Consider the following 18615-nt stretch of genomic DNA (forward strand, 5'->3'; position numbering starts at 1 on the left):
CTCGTCGTTTTCAGACTTATGCAGTTGTTTAAACAATCGCTGGTTCTGGAGCAGGGCAACCCTTTGGCCCAAGGAGGGCTTATGGCTACCGGAACCGTGAAGTGGTTCAACGCTGAAAAGGGCTTTGGCTTCATTGCCCAGGAAGGCGGCGGCCCGGACGTCTTCGTCCACTACTCCGCGATCAACGCGAACGGCTTCCGCTCCCTTGAGGAGAACCAGGCCGTTTCCTTCGACGTGACGCAGGGTCCGAAGGGCCCGCAGGCGGAGAACGTCACCCCGATGTAATCGGACGCTCCACGCAAGTGGAGCGTGTGATTCCTCCGGTGACTTGATCCGGACATGGATGCAGTACCCAAGGAGCCCTGCTCCTCCGTTTCGGCGGGGGAAGCGGGGCTCCTGCCTTTTTCTGGCCCCTGGGCCTTGGGCGGGGGGCCGGGGCTCAGCCCCCCCCGTCCGGGGGCTCGGGTGCCGTGGGCCTTGGGCGGGGCCCTGGGGCTCAGGCAGGACCGTGAGCCCCAGGCGAGTCCGTGGTCCCTGGCTCAGGCAGGCCCCTGGCCTCAGCCCGGTTCGTAGGCCTCAGCCGGGGCGCTTGAGCCTCGGGCGGGCGCCTGGAATTCGGGCGGGCCATTGAACTCGGGCGGGCCCGTTGGCCTCAGGCAGGCCCCTGCCTCGGGCGGGGACCTGGACCTCGGCCGGACCCGCTGGGACTCGGGCGGGCCCGTTGACCTCAACCAGGGCCCTGGGCCTCAGCCGAGCCCCTGGCTCAGGCAAGCCCCTGGAACTCGGGCAGGACCCTGACTTCAGGCAGGCCCGTGGGCCTTGGGTGGGGTCCTGGCCTCGGCCGGGTTCGTGGGGCTCAGGCGGGCCCGTGGGGCTCCGGGTCGGGGCCTGGGGATCAGCCATCCGGGGCCTGTCTCAGGTGGGTAGTGCCGCTCTTGCCCGCGCCGCGTTCGCCGGGTCCCAGTTCTCGCCGGGGACCGAGGCCAGGAGCAGCTTCGTGTACGGGTCCTCGGGGGCCGTCAGGACGCCGTCCGTCGGGCCCCGTTCCACCACCCTGCCCCTGCGCATCACCAGCACCTCGTCCGTGACGTGCCGCACCACCGCCAGGTCGTGGCTGACGAAGACCAGGGCCACGCCCGTCTCCCCGCGGATCTCGTCGAGCAGCTTCAGGATCTGGGCCTGGATCGATACGTCCAGGGCGGCTACGGCCTCGTCCAGTACGAGGATCCGGGGGTCCACGGCCAGTGATCTCGCGATGGCCAGGCGTTGGCGTTGGCCGCCGGAGAGTTCCCTCGGGCGGGCGCCCGCCTCTCTGGTGCCCAGGCCCACCTGGTCCAGGAGGGCCTCGGCGCCGCTTTCGTCCTTGTCGTGCAGGCGCAGGGCCGTTCGTACGCACTGGGCTGCCGTGAGCCTTGGGTCCAGGGAGATGTACGGGTCCTGGAAGACCATCTGGATCTCGCGGGCGCGGGCCAGGCGGGCGGCCTTCCCTCTGGGCGTACGGGGTTCGCGTGGCTTGCCCTCGACGCTGATGGTTCCCCTGTCCGGGCGGACCAGGCCCACGAGCATCCTTGCCACGGTGGTTTTGCCGGAGCCGGATTCGCCCACTATGCCAAGGGCTCCGCCCCGGGGGACTGTGAAGGTCACCGCCTCTGCGGCGGTGTGGCGCTCCCCTCCGGGGAGGGGGTACGTCTTGGTGAGGTTCTCTGCTTGCAGCAGGCCGTCTGTCGTCATGAGTGGCTTGCCTTCGTCGTAGCGGTACTCGGCACCGGGGGTTGTGCCCACCCGTTCCGCCGGGCGGAACGCCTGCCCACAACAGCGCACTCGGCTGTCCCGCCGTCTTCCAGCGGCGATCGCTGTGGCGTCCACGTCTCGCAGCTCTCCTCCGACTCCCCGCACCTCGACACGAACGGGCAGCCCGTGAACGTGTCCGAGAGGGATGGAGGGCGGCCCGGGATCGGGTGGAGGGTCTGGGTGGTGCCCAGGGTCGGGGAGCAGGCGAGGAGGCCTCGGGTGTAGGGGTGGGCCGGGGTGGTGAACAGGGCCTTGGCCGAGCGGGATTCGACCACTCGGCCCGCGTACATGACGTACACGCGGTCGCAGTACGCCGCCGCCAGGTGCAGGTCGTGCGTGATGAGGAGCAGGCCGAGGTCGCGGTCGGCGCGCAGGGTGCGCAGGAGGGCGAGGATCTCCGCCTGGGTCGTCACGTCCAGGGCGCTGGTCGCCTCGTCGGCGAGGAGCAGGCGCGGTTCGGCGGCCAGGGCGCCCGCGATGACCACGCGTTGGAGCATGCCGCCGGAGAGTTCGTGCGGGCGCTGGCGCAGGCGGCGGGCAGGGGAGGACAGGCCCACCGCTTCCAGGAGTTCCACCGCGCGAGCGCGGTCCGCGCCGCGTTCCTGGAGGAAGTCGCCGATGCGGCGCACCGGGTTGAGGGCGGCGCGCGGGTCCTGGTGGACCATGGCGACGGGGCCGGCCCGGTGGGCGCGCAGGCGTTCGCCGGTGAGGGCGAGTACGTCGGTGTCGGAGGAGAAGCGGACCGAGCCGGTCGCCGTCGCGCCGGACGGCAGCAGGCCGATCGCCGCCTTCGCCGTCGTCGACTTGCCCGAGCCCGATTCGCCCACCAGACCCACGACTTCGCCGGGGGCGACGTGCAGCGAGACCGAGTCGAGGACGGGGCGCGCGGCCCCGGGGATGCGGACGGTGAGGTCCTTGATGTCGAGCAGCGTCATGGTCACTGCCTCCCTAGCCGGTCGGCGGCCCAGACCCCGACCACGTTGAAGGACACGACGACGAGGGCGATGGCCGTGCCGGGCACCATCGCGGGCAGCAGGGCGCCCTGGACGACGGCGGCCTGGCCCTCCTGCACCATCAAGCCCCAGTCGGAGGAGGGGGGTTGGGCGCCGAATCCGAGGTAGGAGAGGGTCGCGAGGGACATCAGTGCTTCGCCGAAGAGCACGACCAGGTAGCCCAGGACCGCGCGGGCCAGGTTCGGTACGACGTGGGCCGCGCAGATGCGGGCGCCGCCCATGCCCAGGACGCGGTACGCGTCGACGTAGGGCTTGCGGGCCTCCGAAAGGGCCAGTGAGCGCGTGTACTTGGCGATGGTCGGGGTGAAGGCGAGGCCGAGCGCGAGGACGGACGTCGTCATGCCCGCGCCGAAGACGGCGATGATCAGGACGGTGAAGAGGAGGCCGGGGAAGGCGTACATCACGTCCGTGAGGCGGGAGACCAGGGCGTCGACCCAGCCGCCGCGCCACGCGGCGAGCACGCCGAGCGTGACGCCGAGGACCGCCGCCACCGCGAGGAGGAGCACCGGTGCGATCAGGCTGGTGCGGGCCCCGTGCAGGGCGCGGGAGAGCAGGTCCTGCCCGGAGGAGTCGGTGCCGAGGAGGTGGTCGCCGCCCGTGCCGACCAGGGAGGCGGACAGGTCGATGGTGTCGGGCGCGTAGGGCGCGAGCAGCGGTGCGAACACGGCGGCCAGGACCACCAGGGCGAGGAACGCTCCGGCGATCATGACGCCGACGGGGCGTCGGCGGCGTACGGCCGAAGGCGCGAGGGCGAGCGCGGGCGCCGTCATGAGGTGGCCTCCTTCACGCGCGGGTCGAGCAGCGGATGGACGACGTCCACCAGCGTCGTCACCACGATGTAGCCGGTGACCATGAGGAGCAGGACGGCCTGGGCGACGGGGAAGTCGTGGGTGTTGATGGCGCCGACGAGGAGCGAGCCGATGCCGCTGATGCCGAAGGCGGTCTCGACGACGACGGTGCCCGCGAGCATCCCGGCCATGACGAGGCCGCACATCGTGACGATGGGTCCGAGGGCGTTGCGCAGCACGTGGCGGCGGATGATGTCGCGCTCGGGGACGCCGGAGGCGCGGGCCACCTCCACGTGGTCGGAGGCCGCCGCGTCGGCCATGGCCTGGCGGGTGACGCGGCTGATGATCGCGAGGGCGCCGAGCGCCAACGACAGGGCGGGCAGGGTCAGATGGCGCAGGGTGCCGGTGACTCCCTCGCCGCTGCCGGTGACCGGGAACCAGCCGAGCTGGACGCCGAAGAGCGAGACGAGCGCGATGGCGGCGACGAAGGACGGTACGGAGGCGGCGAGCGTCGTGCCGCCCACGACCAGGGAGTCGACCCAGGTGGACCGCTTCACGGCCGCGAGGATGCCCGCGCCGACGCCGAGGACGACGAACAGGACCGTGGCGTACGCGACGAGTTGGAGCGTGGTGGGGAAGCGGGCCGCGACCAGATCGGAGACCTGGTCGCTGTACTTGAAGGAGCGGCCCAGGTCGAAGTGGACGCAGTCCCACAGCCACCGCCCGTACTGGACGACGAGGGGTTCGTCCAGGTGGTACTGGGCGCGGACGGTGGCGAGCCGCTCGGGGGTCAGCTTGTCGCGGCCGCCCGCGAGGAAGACGGCGGGGTCGCCGGGCGCCGCGTACACGGCGGCGAAGATGACGAACGACGCGGCGAAGAGCGTGGCGAGGAGGCCGAGCAGGCGGCGGGACACCCGGGAGACGAGTGACGTCATGTGGCTCACCTAGCCCTTCTTCAGGCCGAGTCGGGCGGCCCACGGGTAGTAGAGGTAGGACTGGGAAGCGGGCGGGCCCGTCATGCGGTCGTCGATGACCAGCGCGGAGGGCACCTGGGCGAGCGGGATCCAGACGGCCGCGTCGGAGAAGCGGCGCTGCACGTCGAGGGCGAGAGAGGCGCGGCGCTTGTCGTCGAGGGTGCCGAGCGCCCGGTGGACGAGCTTGTCGTACGTCTTGTCCTTGAAGCCGACCCAGTTGTTGGAGGAGTCGGAGAGGCCGTTGTCGTAGAAGCCCATGGGGTCGGCCTTGGAGATGTACCAGTCGCCGACCAGCACGTCGATGTCGGCGCGGGCCCCCGGGTCGCTGTAGAACTCCTCGAACTGGGCGGTGGGGACGGTCTTGATCTGTCCCTTGAGGCCGATGCGCTGGAGGGCGGCGCGCGCCGCGTTGGCGACGACCGTGCGGCCCTGGCTGCTGTCGGTGCCGATGACGACGGGGTCGGCGGGGGCGCCCGCGGACTTCACCAGACGCTTGGCCTCGGCGAGGTCGTCGGCGGTGGGCGAGGCGGGCGCGACGTCGTCCAACTCGTCCTGGGCGGCGGCGAACCGCTGCTTCTCGTAGCCCCAGGCGCCGGATCCGACGGGTGTCGCCCAGGGCTGGACGAGCCCTCCGTAGCCGGACCGCGCGATGCCGGTGCGGTCGATGGCGAGGGAGAGGGCGCGGCGGATCTGCGGGTCCTTCAGACCGCCGCGGGCGGTCGGGATGAGGACGAGGGATGCCGTGGAGGGGCCGTAGTACTGGTCGATGCCCTTGGTGCCGCGCAACGCGGAGGCGGTGTTGGGCGATTCGGCGTACGCCCCGTCGGCCGCGCCCGTCTTCAGCGCGTTGACCAGGGCGCTGTCGGAGGCCCAGCGGAAGGTCACGCGGTCGGTGAGCGGCTTGGCGCCCCAGTACTTGTCGTACGCCTCGATGGTGAGGGAGTCGCCGGACTTCCAGCTGCCCAGGGTGTACGGGCCCGAGCAGGCGTCGCCCTGCCCCGGGGTGCCGAAGTCCTTTCCGGCGGCGGTGACTTGCTTCTCGTTCCAGACGATGCCCGCGTCGCCCGCGAGCGCCTTGGTGAAGAGGGCGTCGGGGGCCTTGAAGCGGATGGTGATCTCGCGGGCGCCGCTCTTCTTCATGGAGCGGACGTTGCCGAATTCGTCGGCCTGCTCCATGTCGGGATCGGCGTGCCGCTTCAGGCTCCACAGGACGTCGTCGGCGGTGAGCTTCGAGCCGTCGTGGAAGGTGACGCCGTCGCGCACGGTCAGGACGAGGGTCCTGTCGTCGGGCGCGTGGGCCTTCTCGGCGAGGAAGGGCTTGACCGTATTGTCGGGCTGGAGCTGGTAGAGCCGTTCGCAGACGTTGGTGAGGACGACGCGACCCGCGCTGGAGCCCTGGGTGTCGAGGTCGAGCGAGTCGGGCTCGTCCTCAAGGAGCCAGTTGGCCTTGTCCTGGTGCCCCTTGGCGGCCGGGGTCGACGCGGTCAGCTTGAGCTTCGCCGCGTCGGCGGGGGCGCCGCCGGTGGCGGCCGTGTCGGCGCCGCTGCACGAGGCGGTGGCGAGCAGGGCGGTGGCGGCGAGGCCCGCGGCGACCGCGTGCCGACCGCGCTGGGACGTTCTCATGAGTGGTCTCCGTACGGTCCTTCGTAGAGGTTCCAGGGCAGGTGCTGGTAGTCGCGGTCGCACGGGGTGCCCGCGGTGACGTGGTAGTCGCCGCTGGTCAGGTCCACACAGGAGGAGACGAGCGTGGCCCAGTGCCGGACCGGCTCCTGGCGCGGATCCGGGTGGGTGCACAGCGACTCGGGAAGACCGAGGTGGTCGGACATGGCCTGCTTGATCAGCTTGCGGGACTCGTCGGGCCCGGTGGCGTCGCGCAGCGCCCGCAGTCCCTGTTCGGCGCGGGGGACGCGGACGAGGGAGTCGGACGACATGGGGCGGTAGCCGTCGGCGAGGGCGGCGGGGATGCCCGCCTGGTAGTGGTTGCCGTGCACGAGGAGGCCGTCGGTCGGGTACATCCAGCCGTGCCCGGCGGGCGTCGTCTCCAGGTCGATGGCGAAGCCCTCGCGGCAGGTGAGCAGGGCGTTGCTGGCGATGTGGGCGCGGGCGCGGCAGAGCACGTCGAGGGCGTCGGTGATGGTGGGCTGGTCCAGGACGCTGCGGCGTACGACGGTCTGCGGCAGGCCCACCGCGTCGTCGAAGCGGCCGCCGAGGCCGTTGGCGTTGAGCGCGATCCCGGCGGAGCTCGCGCCCTGGCGGCCGATCTGGCCCGCCTCGACCTGCATGATCAGGGTGGGCTTCGGGGGCTGCACGATCCGCAGCATGACGACGGTGTCGGCGACGCCCGCGCGCCAGTCCCAGTTCTGGCCCGCCCAGACGTGGCCGTCGCCGCTGGCCTCGTCGTAGGCGGCGAAGGAGGTGCAGCCGTCGGCGGGTTCCTCGTCCGGCGCCATCTCGGCGAACGACTTGTCGTAGATGACCTCGCCCCGGGCGTTGAGCGCGAGGACGTCGAGGAGGGTCACCCCCGCCCCTTCGGCTATGCCCTCCATCTCCTCGACCAGGTCGGGGGCGTAGTCGCGGACGGGCTCCAGCCAGCGGGCGGCCCGCGCGGTGACGCGGTCCCAGGTCAGCCCGGCGGAGTGGCCGAAGGCCTCCTCGTAGTAGCCGAGCGCGGCGTGCAGCTGGGGGCGGACGGCCTCGCCGTACTGGCGGCCGCGCTCGGTGGGCGTTCCGGAGATCTCGATCACGGGGAGCGTGCGGGGTGCCATGGTTCTCCTAGCGACGGGGAGCCTGTAACGTCGGTTACAAGAAGCTCTCCCTTTGGAATGCGTTGCCCAGGAGAGTAACCGCCGTCACACGAGAGTCAATAGCCGTAATGGAAATTTCAGAGGGTGTGGAGCGGCTCAGGGCCGCCGTGCGCGACCAGTGGGAAGCCCTGTCCGCCTCCGAGCGCGCGGTCGCCCAGTACCTGGCGAGCGCGCCGCCCGAGTCGCTGCTCTTCGCCAGCGCGCAGGAACTCGGCACGGCGAGCGGCACGAGCAACGCCACGGTCGTGCGCGCGCTGCAGCGCCTCGGATACACCGGACTCCCCGCCCTCAAGCGGGAGTTGGCGTCGGACTTCACCTCGGCGGTGGCCCCCGAGGTGCGCCTCAAGCAGCGCATCGCCCATGTGGGCAGGGACCTCGGCGACATCTGGGACGACGTCTTCGACGAGGCGCAGGAACGCATCGAGCACGCGCGGCGCCTCACCCCGGACGACGCACTGCGGGACGCGGTGGGGGTGCTCGCCGACGCCGCCGAGATCCACTGCTACGGGGTCGCGGCGTCCGAACTCGCGGCGCGGCACATGGCGTTGGCACTGGGCCGGATCGGGCGCCGCGCTCGGTACGTCGGCGCGACCGGCTTCGCGCTCGCCGACCACCTGCTCGGGATCCGACAGGGGGACGCGGTGGTGATCTTCCAGCCGGGGCGGGCGCTCGCCGAGATCTCCGTGCTCGTCGAGCGGGCTCGGGCGGTGGGGGCGCGGGTCGTGCTGGTGACGGATGAACTTGCCGAGTTGTACGGGGGGCGGGTCGATGCGGTGCTTACTGCTCCGCATACGCCTACGGGGATTACCACGGAGGCGCTTACGGCGTTGGTCGTCGCCGATGCGGTGTTGCTGGCGCTGACCACGCTGGATGAGGGGCGCGCTGTTGATACTTCGCATCAACTCACTGCGCTGCGCGAGCAGTTGCTGGCCTCTAGGCCTCGGAAGGGGTGAGCTCGGTTCGTTTGCGTCTGCGGGTGGGTGGGGGCTGGTCGCGCAGTTCCCCGCGCCCCTAAAAGATTGCGCCGTTCCCCGCGCCCCTTACACCCGTGTTCCTGGCCGCCCGCTCGCTCGCGCGCCTTAAAGATTTGCGCAGTTCCCCGCGCCCCTTAACGGCCGCGCCCCGGGGTGCCCCGTAAGGGGCGCGGGGAACTGCGCGGCCAGCCCCCACCCGCCCGCGGGGGGGTCACACGTGTTGCATCACCAGGACGAACGTCGTACCAGGGGCCAGCGCCTCGTAGGCATGGGGGACGTCACCCCGGTAGGACATGTAGTCGCCGGGGGACAGTTCCACCGATTCGCCCCGCGGCCCCGCAAGGAGGCGGCCCGTGCTGATGACGATGTGCTCGACGGAGCCGGGGATGTGGGGGTCCGACTCGCGGGCGGGGCCGGGCTCCAGCGCTCCGTGGTAGATGTCACGGCGGACCCCCGTCGGGCCGCCGGAGAGCAGCGTGCCCACGTACGAGGAGTTCTCCGCGCGCATGGAGGGGCCCTCGCCCGCGCGGATCACCGTGACCGCCGGGGCCGGGGACTCCACGAGCACGCTGAACGGGACGCCGAGCGCCACCGCGAGGGACCAGAGCGTCTCGATGCCTGGGTTGCCGGTGGCGGCCTCCAGCTGGGACAGGGTGGACTTGGCGATGCCCGCCCGTTTGGCCAGTTCGGAGAGGGAGAGGCCTGCCTTGGTCCGCTCGCGGCGCAGTGCGGCCGCGACCCACTCGCGGGGCATGCGGGACCCGTCGGTCGTCACGTCGTTCGCTCCTGATTCTCCCCGTGCGTTCGCTAAAGGGGACCGATCGTTCGGCTTGACGAACGCTCCCCGCTCCGCCCATCCTACGACGCATGCGTTCGCCACACCGAACAGATGACCCGACACGACGAATGGACGAGGGCTCCCGCCCCGGTCTCGTCCGCCTCGCCCACCTGCCCCCCGGCGTCCTGCGCGACATCGCGCTCGTCTGGCTCGCCGACGCCGTCGTCGGTGTCTCCTTCGGCGCCATCGCCGTCGCGGGCGGGCTTCCCGTCTGGGTCCCCGTGCTCATGTCGCTGCTCGTGTACGCGGGCTCCGCCCAGTTCAGCGCCGTCGGCATCCTCACCGCGGGCGGCGGCCCGGTGGCCGCCGCGGCGACAGGGCTGCTCCTCAACTCCCGTACGGCGGCGTTCAGTCTGGCCCTCGCCGACGACCTGGGCCGCTCCTGGACGGCGCGGCTCATCGGCGCGCACCTCATCACGGACGAGACGGCCGCGTTCGTGCTCGCCCAGAACGGCGGCAAGCAGCGCAAGGCCGCCTTCTGGATATCCGGCATCGGCCTGTTCGTGGCGTGGAACCTCAGCGTGCTCGCGGGCGCGCTCGCCGGGTCCGCGCTCGGTGACACGGACCGGTTCGGGCTCGACGCGGCGTTCCCCGCCGTGCTGCTCGCCCTGGTACTTCCCGCGCTGCGCGCCGACAGCGCGGCCCGGCGGGCATCGGCGGCCGGTGCGGTGATCGCGGTCGTGGCGGCGCCGCTGCTGCCCGCGGGCGTCCCCGTGCTGCTCGCGCTGCTCGGCCTGCTCGCGGCACGCCGCGGACCCCGCCATCCCCGCCGTCCCCGCCGTCCCCGCCGTCCCCGCCGTCCCCGCACCGATCGCACCGATCGCACCGATCGCACCGACCACACCACCGCCCCCGGGAGCGCCTCGTGAACGCCACGCTCGCCTGCGTCCTCGCCCTCGCCGCGGGCACCTACGTCTTCCGTCTGGCCGGTCCCGCACTGCACGGGCGGGTCGAACTGCCCGCCCGCGTACAGGAGTTGCTGACGGTGGGCGCCACCGTCCTGCTCGTCGCGCTGCTCGCCACGGGGGCGTTCACCGAGGGGCAGGGGTTCGCCGGGTGGGCCAGGCCCGCCGGTGTGCTCGTCGGCGGGGTCCTCGCCTGGTGCAGGGCGCCGTTCGCGGTGGTCGTGGTGGGCGCGGCCGGGGCTACGGCGCTGCTGCGTCTGGCCGGGGTCCACTAGCCGGGTCGGCCGCGCCCCGCTCCCCGTACGACCCCTCCACCCGCTCCCCGTACAACCCCTCCACCACCTCCGCGTACCGCTCCGTCACCGCCTGCCTGCGCACCTTCAGGCTCGGCGTGAGCAGCCCGTCCGCCACCGTGAAGTCCTCGTCGAGTACGGCGAAGTCACGGATGCGGGCGGGGCGCGAAACGGTGGCGTTGGCGGCGTCCACGGCCTCCTGGACCAGGGCGCGCACCCGCGGGTCGCGGGACGGCGGCCCTTCCCCGAGCCGCACGCCGCTCCGCGCTGCCCACCCGGTGACCTCCTCCGCGTCCAGCGTGATCAGCGCCACCGGATGGGGTCGCCGGTCCCCCACCATCACCGCGCGCGACACGAACCGCGAGTTCTGCAGGGCGAGTTCGGTCAGCGACGGCGTGAGGTTCTTGCCCGCGGACGTGATGATGAGGTCCTTCTTGCGCCCCGTGATGGTGAGGAATCCGTCCGCGTCGAGCTCCCCCAGGTCGCCGGTGTGCAGCCAGCCGTCGGCGTCGACGGCCTCGCGGGTGGCCTCGGGGTCGTGGTGGTAGCCGGGGAAGACCATGGCGCCCCTGGCGAGCACCTCCCCGTCGTCCGCGATCCGCAGCTCGACGCCGTCGACGGGGCGGCCGACGGTCCCGTACCGCACGGCGCCCGGGTGGTTGAGGGTGAGCACCCCGGCCGACTCCGTCATGCCGTACCCCTCGTAGACCGCGATCCCGCAGGCCCGCAGGAAGTCGATGGTGTCGGGGGCGATGGGCGCGCCGCCGGTCAGCGCCCACCGGACGCGGCCGCCGAGCGCCTGCCTGACCAGGCCGTAGAGGGCTTTGTCCGCGGCCTCGTGGGCATCCCTGAGCTCGGGCGGCAGGACGCCGTCGGCGGCCAGGACCCCGATGCGTACGGCCTCGTCGAACCGCTCGCGGCCGCCCTCCTCCGCCTCGGCGAGGGACAGCACGACGGACCGCACCTTCTCGAACAGGCGGGGCACGGAAGGGAGATGGGTGGGGCGCGCCTCGGCCAGCTCGGCGACGACGTTCTCGATGCGCCCGCCGTAGAACGTGAGCACCCCGCCCTCGATGAGGGTGGTGAACTCGATGAGCTGGGCGAGGAGATGGGCCAGCGGCAGATAGAGGTACGTCGAGTCGCCGGGCCCCCCGTCGATCAGCGGCAGCGTGGCGCCCTGCACGGCGAGCAGGTTCCCGTGGGTGAGCAGGCACCCCTTGGGCAGGCCCGTGGTGCCCGAGGTGTAGATGATGGTGGCCAGGTCGCCGGGTCGCCGCGCCGCCGCACGGGCCAACAGGGCTTCCTCAGCCGCCAGTTCGCCGGGCTCCTCGCCCATGAGGACCAGGTGCCGCAGGCCGGGCAGCCGCTCCCGCAGCCGCTCCACCTTCGCCGCCTGCGCGGCGTCCTCGCAGATCACCACCGTCGCGCCGGAGTCCCCGAGGACCCAGGCGACCTCCTCGTCGCCCGCCGTCGGATAGACCGGGACGACGACCGCGCCCGCCGCCAGGACGCCGAAGTGCGTGCGGGTCCACTCCGGGCGGGTCTCGGCGAGGATCGCCACGCGGTCGTCGGGCCGCACGCCACGCGCGATCAGGGCGCGGCCCACCCGGCGTACGGCATCCCGCAGCCCGACGTACGAAAGGTCGGCCCATGCCTCGTCGCGACGGAACCGCAGGGCGGACAGCTCGCCGTGGCGGTCGGCCGCCCATTCCGCCAACAGTGCGAGGTTGGGCGGCACTTCGGACGGCTCGGGTGATTCCTTCCGCGTCAGCTGCATGCGTACGACGGTAGGGAGCGCGCCCGACCACCGGGATGACGGGAAACGTCAGCACCGCTGACCGGGGCGCTCAGCGACGCGGTGTGTCGGGTCACCCCTCCCGGCGCTAACGTCGTGACATGGCCAGGCGGACGATCACCGTGCACCATGTGCGGGCCGTGCTGCGCGGCGCCGAGCGGCGCGGCGTGGACACCGTGCCGCTGCTGCGGGGCGCGGAGATCCCGCCGCTGCTCCTCGGCGACGACAGGGCCCGGGTCACCGCCCCGCAATTCACCCGCCTGTTCCGGGAGTTGTACAGCGCGACCCAGGACGAGTTCCTCGGCCTCGGGTCCGCGGCGAGCAGGCCGGGGACGTTCGCGATGATGTGCCGGGCCTCGCTCGGCTGCCGCGACCTGGACGCCGCCGTACGCCGGGGCGTCGCCTTCTACGGACTGTTCCCCGGCGGCCCCGACCTCGTCCTGGAACGCCGCGGCGACGACGCCGTCTTCGGCGTCCGCAACGACCTCGAACAGGACTACTTCCTCGCGGAGTGCCTCGTCATCATCTGGCACCGGCTGTGCAGCTGGCTGATCGGCCGCCGCATCCCGCTGCGCTGGGCCGAGTTCGGGCATCCGCCGCCCCCGCACAAGGACGAGTACGAGCTGCTCTTCGGCTGCCCCGTACGGTTCGGTGCCGAGCGGACCGGCGCCGGATTCGACCCGCACTGGCTGACCGCGCCGCTGGTCAGGGACGAGGCGGCGCTCGACGAGATGCTGCGCCGCGCGCCCTTCGAACTGCTCACCCGGCGCGAGTACGGCACGACGGTCGCCGAGCAGGTGGGCCGGGTGCTCGCCCGCGCCCTGCGCACCTCGCCCCGGCTGCCCTCGCTCGGCGAGATCGCCGCGCGGCTCGCCGTGAGCCCGGCGACGCTGCGCCGCAGGCTCGCCCAGGAGGCCACGTCGTACCAGCGGTTGAAGGACGCGGTGCGGCGCGACGCGGCCATCGCGGGCCTGGTGGAGGGCGGGGAGCCGATCGCCGTGCTCGCGGCGCGGCTCGGGTTCTCCGAGGACACCGCCTTCCACCGGGCGTTCCGGCGCTGGACGGGCACGACGCCGGGCGCCTACCGGACGGGACGGCCCCTACGCACCCCGACCGGCGCGCCCGCTCCCGTCCCCGCCTACGAACCCTCGCCCGGCGGCGAGTCCGGCAGCGGCGGGATGCCGTCCGGTGGCGGCGGCGCGTCTTCCTGAGCCCGCTCGCCCTCCTGAGCCCGCTCATCCTCCTGAACCCGCTCATCCTTCTGAACCCGCCCGTCCGGCAGGCCCGAAGGCGGCACCGCGTCCGCCGGGGGCGCGCCGTCGGGCCTGGCCCCCGCGTCCTCGATCACCATGCCGTTGACGACCGGCGCGGCGCCGCCGATCGAGGCCCCGGCGCCGTTCACCGCCGACTCGCCCTCCAGTTTGCCGAGCCGCCTGCTGACCCGGCCGAGCGCGATCAGGACGGTGATCAGCGAGGCGGACGTCCCCTCGATGCGCCGTGTGTACCGCACGGCGTCCTCGTACGAGGCGTGCGCCTGGACCAGGAGTTCCTGCGCCTCGTAGGCGTCGCCGATGTCCTTGAGGACGGTGGCGTACCAGCCGGGGTCGGCTTCGCCGTCGACCAGGTCGAGCACCGCACGGTAGGACGCGACAGCGTCCTGGTAGGCACCCTCCATCCCCATGCGGCCCAACTCCTCATAGGTGAGAGCCACGTTGTGCAGGACGGCGGCCTGCCGCTCCAGATCTTCGATCTTGGGGGTCTCGACGAGGAGCCGCTCAAGGACGTCGCGCGACTCGGTCGGTTCGCCCATCGCGAGCAGGGTGTTGGCGAGCGCGGTCATGGTGGTGGCGAGGTCGCTCGGGTTGTTGGCGCGCCGTTTGTACGATTCGGCCTGCCGGAAGTACTCGACGGCCTCCTTGAGGTCGCGTGCGTCGCGGTAGGTGTCCGCGATGTCGTGCAGGACGACACCGTAGACACCGGGCGACTCCTCGGGATCGGTGAGGTCGCGGGCCTCGTGGAAACAGGCGAGCGCCTGCTCGAACCTGGCGGGGCGCGCCTTGCTTGTCTCTTCCGGCATGGGAGTTCTCCGTTCGGCGTCGGGTGTCGGTGGACTCTGCTGATCGCTCGGCACTGTGCCGTCGCCCGCCCTCGCCCGGCCCTCGCGCAGGTGCTGGCGCCCTCGCGTGATCAGCACGGACGTCAGATTCACGGCACCGGTCGCCGTCTGGCTGTGGTGCGGTCCGAACAGGCGGAGCAGGTCGTCGTGGAGCTGCCGGTAGGCGAGGACGGCGCCCGCCACATCGCCCGCGCGCTCCCATTCGTACGCCAGGCCGCTGCGGCACGCGAGCGACTCGATGTGGTCGGGGCCGAACACCCGGCCCATGTCGACGAGGAGCTGTTCGCTGGCGATGATCCCGCGGTTGCGGTCACCCGACTCCCCTATCCAGTAGGCGAGTTCACCCCGGGTGTCGAGCGTCTCCGTGTGGTCGGGGCCGAGCACCCGCTCCCGGTCGGCGAGCAGCTCCTCGTACGCGGCGACGGCACCCCTCGCGTCGCCCGCCTGCCCCCGGTAGCGGGCGAGGTTGTGGCGGGCCCTGAACGGCTCGGGATGGTCGCGGCCCATCACGCGCTCGCGGTCGGCGACGAGCTGTTCGAGAGCGGCGATCGCCCCCGCCGTGTCGCCCGCCTCGCCCCACCACAGCGCGAGGAAGCCGCGGGCGCTCAGCGTCTCGGGCCGGTCGTCGCCCACCTCGCGCTGGAGGTCGACGAGCAGCTGCTCGAAGCCCATCAGGGCACCGGACACGTCCCCGATCAGACCGCGCGAGTGGGCGACTTCGTGGCGGGCCCGCAGGGTGTCGACGTCGTCGGGCCCGCAGACCCGCTCGTAGTCGTCGAGCACTTCGAGGAGCGCCGCGAGCGACTCGCCCGGGTGACCCGTGAGGGCCCACAGGTCGGCCACGTGGAGCCGGGCCTCCAAGGTGTCGCGGTGGTCGGGCCCGAGGCGCCGGGCGGCCTGTTCGGCGAGCGTCTGGAAGTAGTCCTTGGCGTCGCTGTAGCGGCCCGCCGCCGACAGGCTGCTCCCGACGTCGAAGAGCACCTTGCCGGCCCGGTCGCCCCACAGCGCGGACTCGGCGACGCGGCGCAGGGCGTCGGCGTTGGCGCGCAGCGCGCCGCTCAGCGCGGTGTCGCGCTCGACCTCGGGCCAGGCGTCCGCCAGCGCGGCGGCGGACGCCCACGCGGCCTCGTCGAGACGCTCGCGCTTGAGGGACTCGCGGATGCTGCGCTGGACCAACTGGTGGACGCGGACGGCCTGGTGGGGCACGCCCGGCGTGTAGTCGATGAGGTGCATGCGGTGCAGGGCGCGCAGGGCTTCGACGGCGTCCTCCTCGTCCACCGCGACCTCGGCCACCGCGCCTTCGCCCTCGCCGACGCCCTCGCCCTCGTCGGCGCCGACCGCGTCCTCGGCCGCCTCGCGGCGCATGGCGAGATAGGCGCGGGCGACGTCGCCGGTGAGGACGGCCCCGGGGATGCCGCTGGGATCGAGCAGCGCGATGAGCTCGAACATCGGCGACGCGAGTCCGTACGGCCGCATCCGGTCGGCGCGGTCCAGGGACAGCGACCAGGCCGCGGCGACGCTGACGCTCTGGGTGTCGGGCAGCATGCCGCGCTCGGGCACCAGGCGGGCCAGGCTCCGGGTGCGGCCGGAGAGCAGGGCGCGGTACTCGGCGCAGCTCAGGTCGGTCTCCAGGAGGTAGGCGGCGGCCTGCGAGAGGGCGAGCGGCAGATCGCCGAGGTCGCCCGCGAGCAGGGCGACGCACTCGTCGTGGTCGGCGGCGCGCGGGGCGGGCCGACCGCCGGGGCCGCGGCGGGCACCGGAGAGCACCTGGGTGAGGTAGCCGACGGACTCCTCCCTGGCGAACAGGCCGACGTCGATGCAGCTGTGCCCGTGCCCGGTGAGGACCGCGTCCCTGCGCCGCGTGGTGACCAGCGTCCTGCCGTGCGGCCCCGCGGGCGGCCACAGGCCGATGCGCGGCAGGGCGGGGTCGGCGAGCAGGTCGACGGGGTCGGCCAGATCGTCGAGCACCACCATCCAGCCGGGCCCGCGCTCCCCATCGGATCCGGGCCCGCGTGGCTGCAGCCAGGCGAGGAACTGGGCGGCGGCCTGTTCGGAGTCGGCGTGCACGATGCCGAGGAGCTCCTCGGCGGCCTGCGCGTACGCGTCGACGACGGCCTTGCGCTTGACCGCGGTGATCCAGAGCAGCACGTCGATCTCGCGGTCGTGCAGCAGGTCACGGGCGTAGCGGGCGGCGAGCTGGGTCTTGCCGACCCCGCCGGTGCCCGCGAGCACCTGGCCGAGCACGGCGGTGCCGCCCCCTGCCATCTCCCGGGCGAGCGTTCTGCCCGCGCCGCGGTCCTGGAAACAGTGCGCCTCCTGGGGCAGCACTCCGACGATGTGCGGGCTGCGCCGCGTGAGCGGCCTCGGGCCCGCCGGTCCGCTCAGCCCTCGGTCGGATCCGGCGGCGAAGGGCGGTCGAGGCCCAGGTTTCCGTACATCTTGTCGATGTTGACCGCGTTGCCGTAGGTCACCAGGTGCCCGGCGGCCTGCGCGCCGGGCCCCGACGCCGAGACCTGTGTGACGTGCGGCGCCCGCTTGGCGATGGTCTGCCGTAACTCCTCGACCAGGACACGCAGTTCGTCGCCGAGCTCTTGGCGCACGGTCTCGTCCAGGTCGTCGAGGGCGATCTCGAAGCGGGTGCGCCAGGAGATCCGTTCGTCGTCCCGCAGCCGCCTGCCGGGTTCGCCCTCCGCGGTGGAGAGCGCGGTGCCCGTCCGGTCGAGCCTGGCCAGTTCGGCCCGCTCGCGCGCGGCGTCACCGCGGCCGAACCAGCGGGCCACCGCGGCCCGTACGGCCGTCCAGGCGTCCGTGCCCGCGGCCTGTACGACCGCCGTTCCTCCTGCGGCCGCCAGCGCTGTCATGGCGTCGTCGAGCACCGCCATCACCCCCATCGTTCCAGAGCCCGCGGCTCCCCCTCTGTGAACGTAGCGCCGGGCCGCTCGCCTGGATACCTGCGTGCCGGGGTCAACGAAGGTGAGCGTCCCGGTCAGCCCGTTACTTACTCATGAGTCACTACGTTCTTCGACGGAACAGCAGAGTCCAGAAGGAACAGCAGAGCCACCGACGACAGTTGGGAGAGCCGCATGCACACCCGCACCGGCCGCAGAGCCCTGGCCGTGGCCGTCGCACTCGGCCTTTCGGTCATCGCCCCGCTCACCGCGGCCCACGCCGAACCGGGCACGGGCGCGAGCGCGAGCGCCGGGGGCAGCCTGTCCCCCGGCGACCTCGTGAGCTCCGAGCCGAGCAGCTTCCACCCCCTGCCGGGACAGCCGACGAACACCAAGGCGTGGAAGATCAACTACCGTTCGAGCACCGCGAAGGGCGAGCCGAACACCGTCTCCGGCACCGTCATCGTGCCGCAGGACGGCAGGAAGGGGCCGCGCCCGCTCATCACGTACGCCGTGGGGACCGTCGGCGTGGGCGACCACTGCGCGCCCAGCGCGGGCTTCCCCAAGGGCACCACCCTGGAGGCCAACCTCATCCAGCAGCTCACCCTGCGCGGCTGGGCGGTGGCCGTCACCGACTACGAGGGGCTCGGCACGCCCGGCGACCACACCTACACGGTGGGCCGCGCCGAGGGCCAGGCCGTGCTGGACGCCGCCCGCGCCGCGATCCGGCTGCCGCAGGCGGGCCTCGGCAAGGACACCCCGGTCGGCATCATGGGCTACTCGCAGGGCGGCCAGGCCTCGTCGTGGGCGGCCGAGCTGCACGACTCCTACGCGCCCGACCTCGACGTCAAGGGCACGGCGACCGGCGGCGTCCCCGGCGACCTGGAGAAGGTCGCCGCCTTCAACGACGGTTCGTACGGCTCGGGCCTGATCTTCATGGCGGCCATCGGCCAGAACGCGGCCTTCCCCGAGCTGAACCTGGAGTCGTACCTGAACCCGGCGGGCAAGGCGCTCATCGGCGCCATGCGGAACAGCTGCGTGGCGGACGGCGCGGTGCTCGGCTCGTTCAAGTCGATCGCGTCGATGACGACGAAGAACCCCCTCGAACAGCCCGACTGGCAGCAGCGCCTGCGGGAGTCCGGGGTCGGCACGCACAAGCCGGACGCGCCGGTCTACCTCTACCACGCGCTCCTCGACGAGCTCATTCCGTACGGCGTGGGCAAGCAGGTCCGTACGGACTGGTGTGCGAAGGGGGCGAACGTGGAGTGGCACACGGTGCCGGTCGGCGAGCACGTGAGCGGCGTCATCACGCAGTCGCCGTTCGCGGCGCAGTGGCTGGCGGACCGCTTCGCGGGGAAGCCGGTGCGGGGCAACTGCTGAGCTGGGTACGGGTTTCACCTGCGGGCGCGTGGGGGTGCGTGGGGGCTTGCTCCGGC

16 protein-coding genes are annotated in these 18615 nt (G+C 72.6%); 6 read left to right on the top strand and 10 right to left on the bottom strand.

Translation table 11 applies throughout. The features are described 5' to 3' along the window. Positions 1-81: 81 nt before the first annotated feature. Positions 82-285, top strand: a complete 204-nt coding sequence (locus CP970_RS18130; protein WP_006138897.1) for a cold-shock protein — start codon at positions 82-84, stop codon at positions 283-285. Positions 286-915: 630 nt separating this feature from the next. On the opposite strand, the gene CP970_RS18135 is transcribed toward CP970_RS18130, so the two are convergent. From CP970_RS18135 to CP970_RS18160, 6 genes are read right to left on the bottom strand one after another with little or no spacing between them, the layout of a single operon-like run. Beyond that, positions 916-1731 (bottom strand): ABC transporter ATP-binding protein, encoded by an 816-nt coding sequence (locus tag CP970_RS18135; protein WP_055555455.1) that lies wholly within the window; start codon positions 1729-1731, stop codon positions 916-918. Continuing rightward, complete coding sequence (locus tag CP970_RS18140; RefSeq protein ID WP_079043993.1) at positions 1728-2726, bottom strand: ABC transporter ATP-binding protein; 999 nt, start codon at positions 2724-2726, stop codon at positions 1728-1730. Before CP970_RS18140 ends, CP970_RS18135 begins: the two co-directional genes overlap by 4 nt. Positions 2727-2728: 2 nt before the next feature. Beyond that, positions 2729-3574: an ABC transporter permease gene (locus CP970_RS18145; RefSeq protein WP_055555453.1), complete on the bottom strand. Its 846-nt coding sequence runs from the start codon at positions 3572-3574 to the stop codon at positions 2729-2731. Next, positions 3571-4527, bottom strand: coding sequence for an ABC transporter permease (locus CP970_RS18150; RefSeq protein ID WP_055555457.1), 957 nt, complete (start codon positions 4525-4527; stop codon positions 3571-3573). The genes CP970_RS18145 and CP970_RS18150 overlap by 4 nt, the downstream gene beginning before the upstream one ends. Positions 4528-4536: 9 nt before the next feature. Next, complete coding sequence (locus CP970_RS18155; protein WP_055555451.1) at positions 4537-6189, bottom strand: ABC transporter substrate-binding protein; 1653 nt, start codon at positions 6187-6189, stop codon at positions 4537-4539. Then, positions 6186-7331, bottom strand: a complete 1146-nt coding sequence (locus tag CP970_RS18160; protein ID WP_055555449.1) for a C45 family autoproteolytic acyltransferase/hydolase — start codon at positions 7329-7331, stop codon at positions 6186-6188. Before CP970_RS18160 ends, CP970_RS18155 begins: the two co-directional genes overlap by 4 nt. Positions 7332-7438: 107 nt before the next feature. Between CP970_RS18160 and CP970_RS18165 the strand changes: the two genes are divergently transcribed. Beyond that, positions 7439-8323, top strand: coding sequence for a MurR/RpiR family transcriptional regulator (locus CP970_RS18165; protein WP_055555447.1), 885 nt, complete (start codon positions 7439-7441; stop codon positions 8321-8323). A 232-nt stretch (positions 8324-8555) separates the two neighbouring features. Here CP970_RS18165 and CP970_RS18170 read toward each other — a convergent pair whose 3' ends face one another. After that, on the bottom strand, positions 8556-9098 hold the full coding sequence (locus tag CP970_RS18170; protein WP_150494810.1) for a helix-turn-helix domain-containing protein: 543 nt from the start codon (positions 9096-9098) through the stop codon (positions 8556-8558). 152 nt (positions 9099-9250) lie between these two features. Here CP970_RS18170 and CP970_RS18175 point away from each other — a divergent pair, with 152 nt between their 5' ends. Beyond that, positions 9251-10051, top strand: a complete 801-nt coding sequence (locus CP970_RS18175) for an AzlC family ABC transporter permease (protein ID WP_224058504.1) — start codon at positions 9251-9253, stop codon at positions 10049-10051. Further along, a complete protein-coding gene (locus CP970_RS18180; protein ID WP_055556136.1) occupies positions 10048-10362 on the top strand; it encodes an AzlD domain-containing protein in 315 nt (104 codons plus the stop codon). Before CP970_RS18175 ends, CP970_RS18180 begins: the two co-directional genes overlap by 4 nt. Here CP970_RS18180 and CP970_RS18185 read toward each other — a convergent pair. Further along, entirely contained in the window at positions 10328-12157 is a 1830-nt protein-coding gene (locus CP970_RS18185) for an AMP-dependent synthetase/ligase (RefSeq protein ID WP_055556138.1), read from the bottom strand. The two genes, CP970_RS18180 and CP970_RS18185, sit on opposite strands and share 35 nt — an antisense overlap. 119 nt (positions 12158-12276) lie before the next feature. On the opposite strand from CP970_RS18185, the gene CP970_RS18190 reads away from it, so the two are divergent. Further along, complete coding sequence (locus CP970_RS18190; protein ID WP_079044033.1) at positions 12277-13386, top strand: AraC family transcriptional regulator; 1110 nt, start codon at positions 12277-12279, stop codon at positions 13384-13386. On the opposite strand, the gene CP970_RS18195 is transcribed toward CP970_RS18190, so the two are convergent. Together CP970_RS18195 and CP970_RS18205 are read right to left on the bottom strand one after the other, a co-directional pair. Further along, complete coding sequence (locus tag CP970_RS18195) at positions 13314-16619, bottom strand: tetratricopeptide repeat protein (protein WP_055556141.1); 3306 nt, start codon at positions 16617-16619, stop codon at positions 13314-13316. The genes CP970_RS18190 and CP970_RS18195 overlap by 73 nt on opposite strands. A 53-nt stretch (positions 16620-16672) precedes the next feature. Beyond that, on the bottom strand, positions 16673-17173 hold the full coding sequence (locus CP970_RS18205; RefSeq protein WP_055556143.1) for a hypothetical protein: 501 nt from the start codon (positions 17171-17173) through the stop codon (positions 16673-16675). Positions 17174-17374: 201 nt separating this feature from the next. On the opposite strand from CP970_RS18205, the gene CP970_RS18210 reads away from it, so the two are divergent. Continuing rightward, positions 17375-18559, top strand: a complete 1185-nt coding sequence (locus tag CP970_RS18210; RefSeq protein ID WP_055556145.1) for a lipase family protein — start codon at positions 17375-17377, stop codon at positions 18557-18559. The last annotated feature ends 56 nt before the right edge of the window (positions 18560-18615 follow it).

The sequence above is a fragment of the Streptomyces kanamyceticus genome (genome assembly GCF_008704495.1).
Classification (GTDB): Bacteria; Actinomycetota; Actinomycetes; order Streptomycetales; family Streptomycetaceae; genus Streptomyces; species Streptomyces kanamyceticus.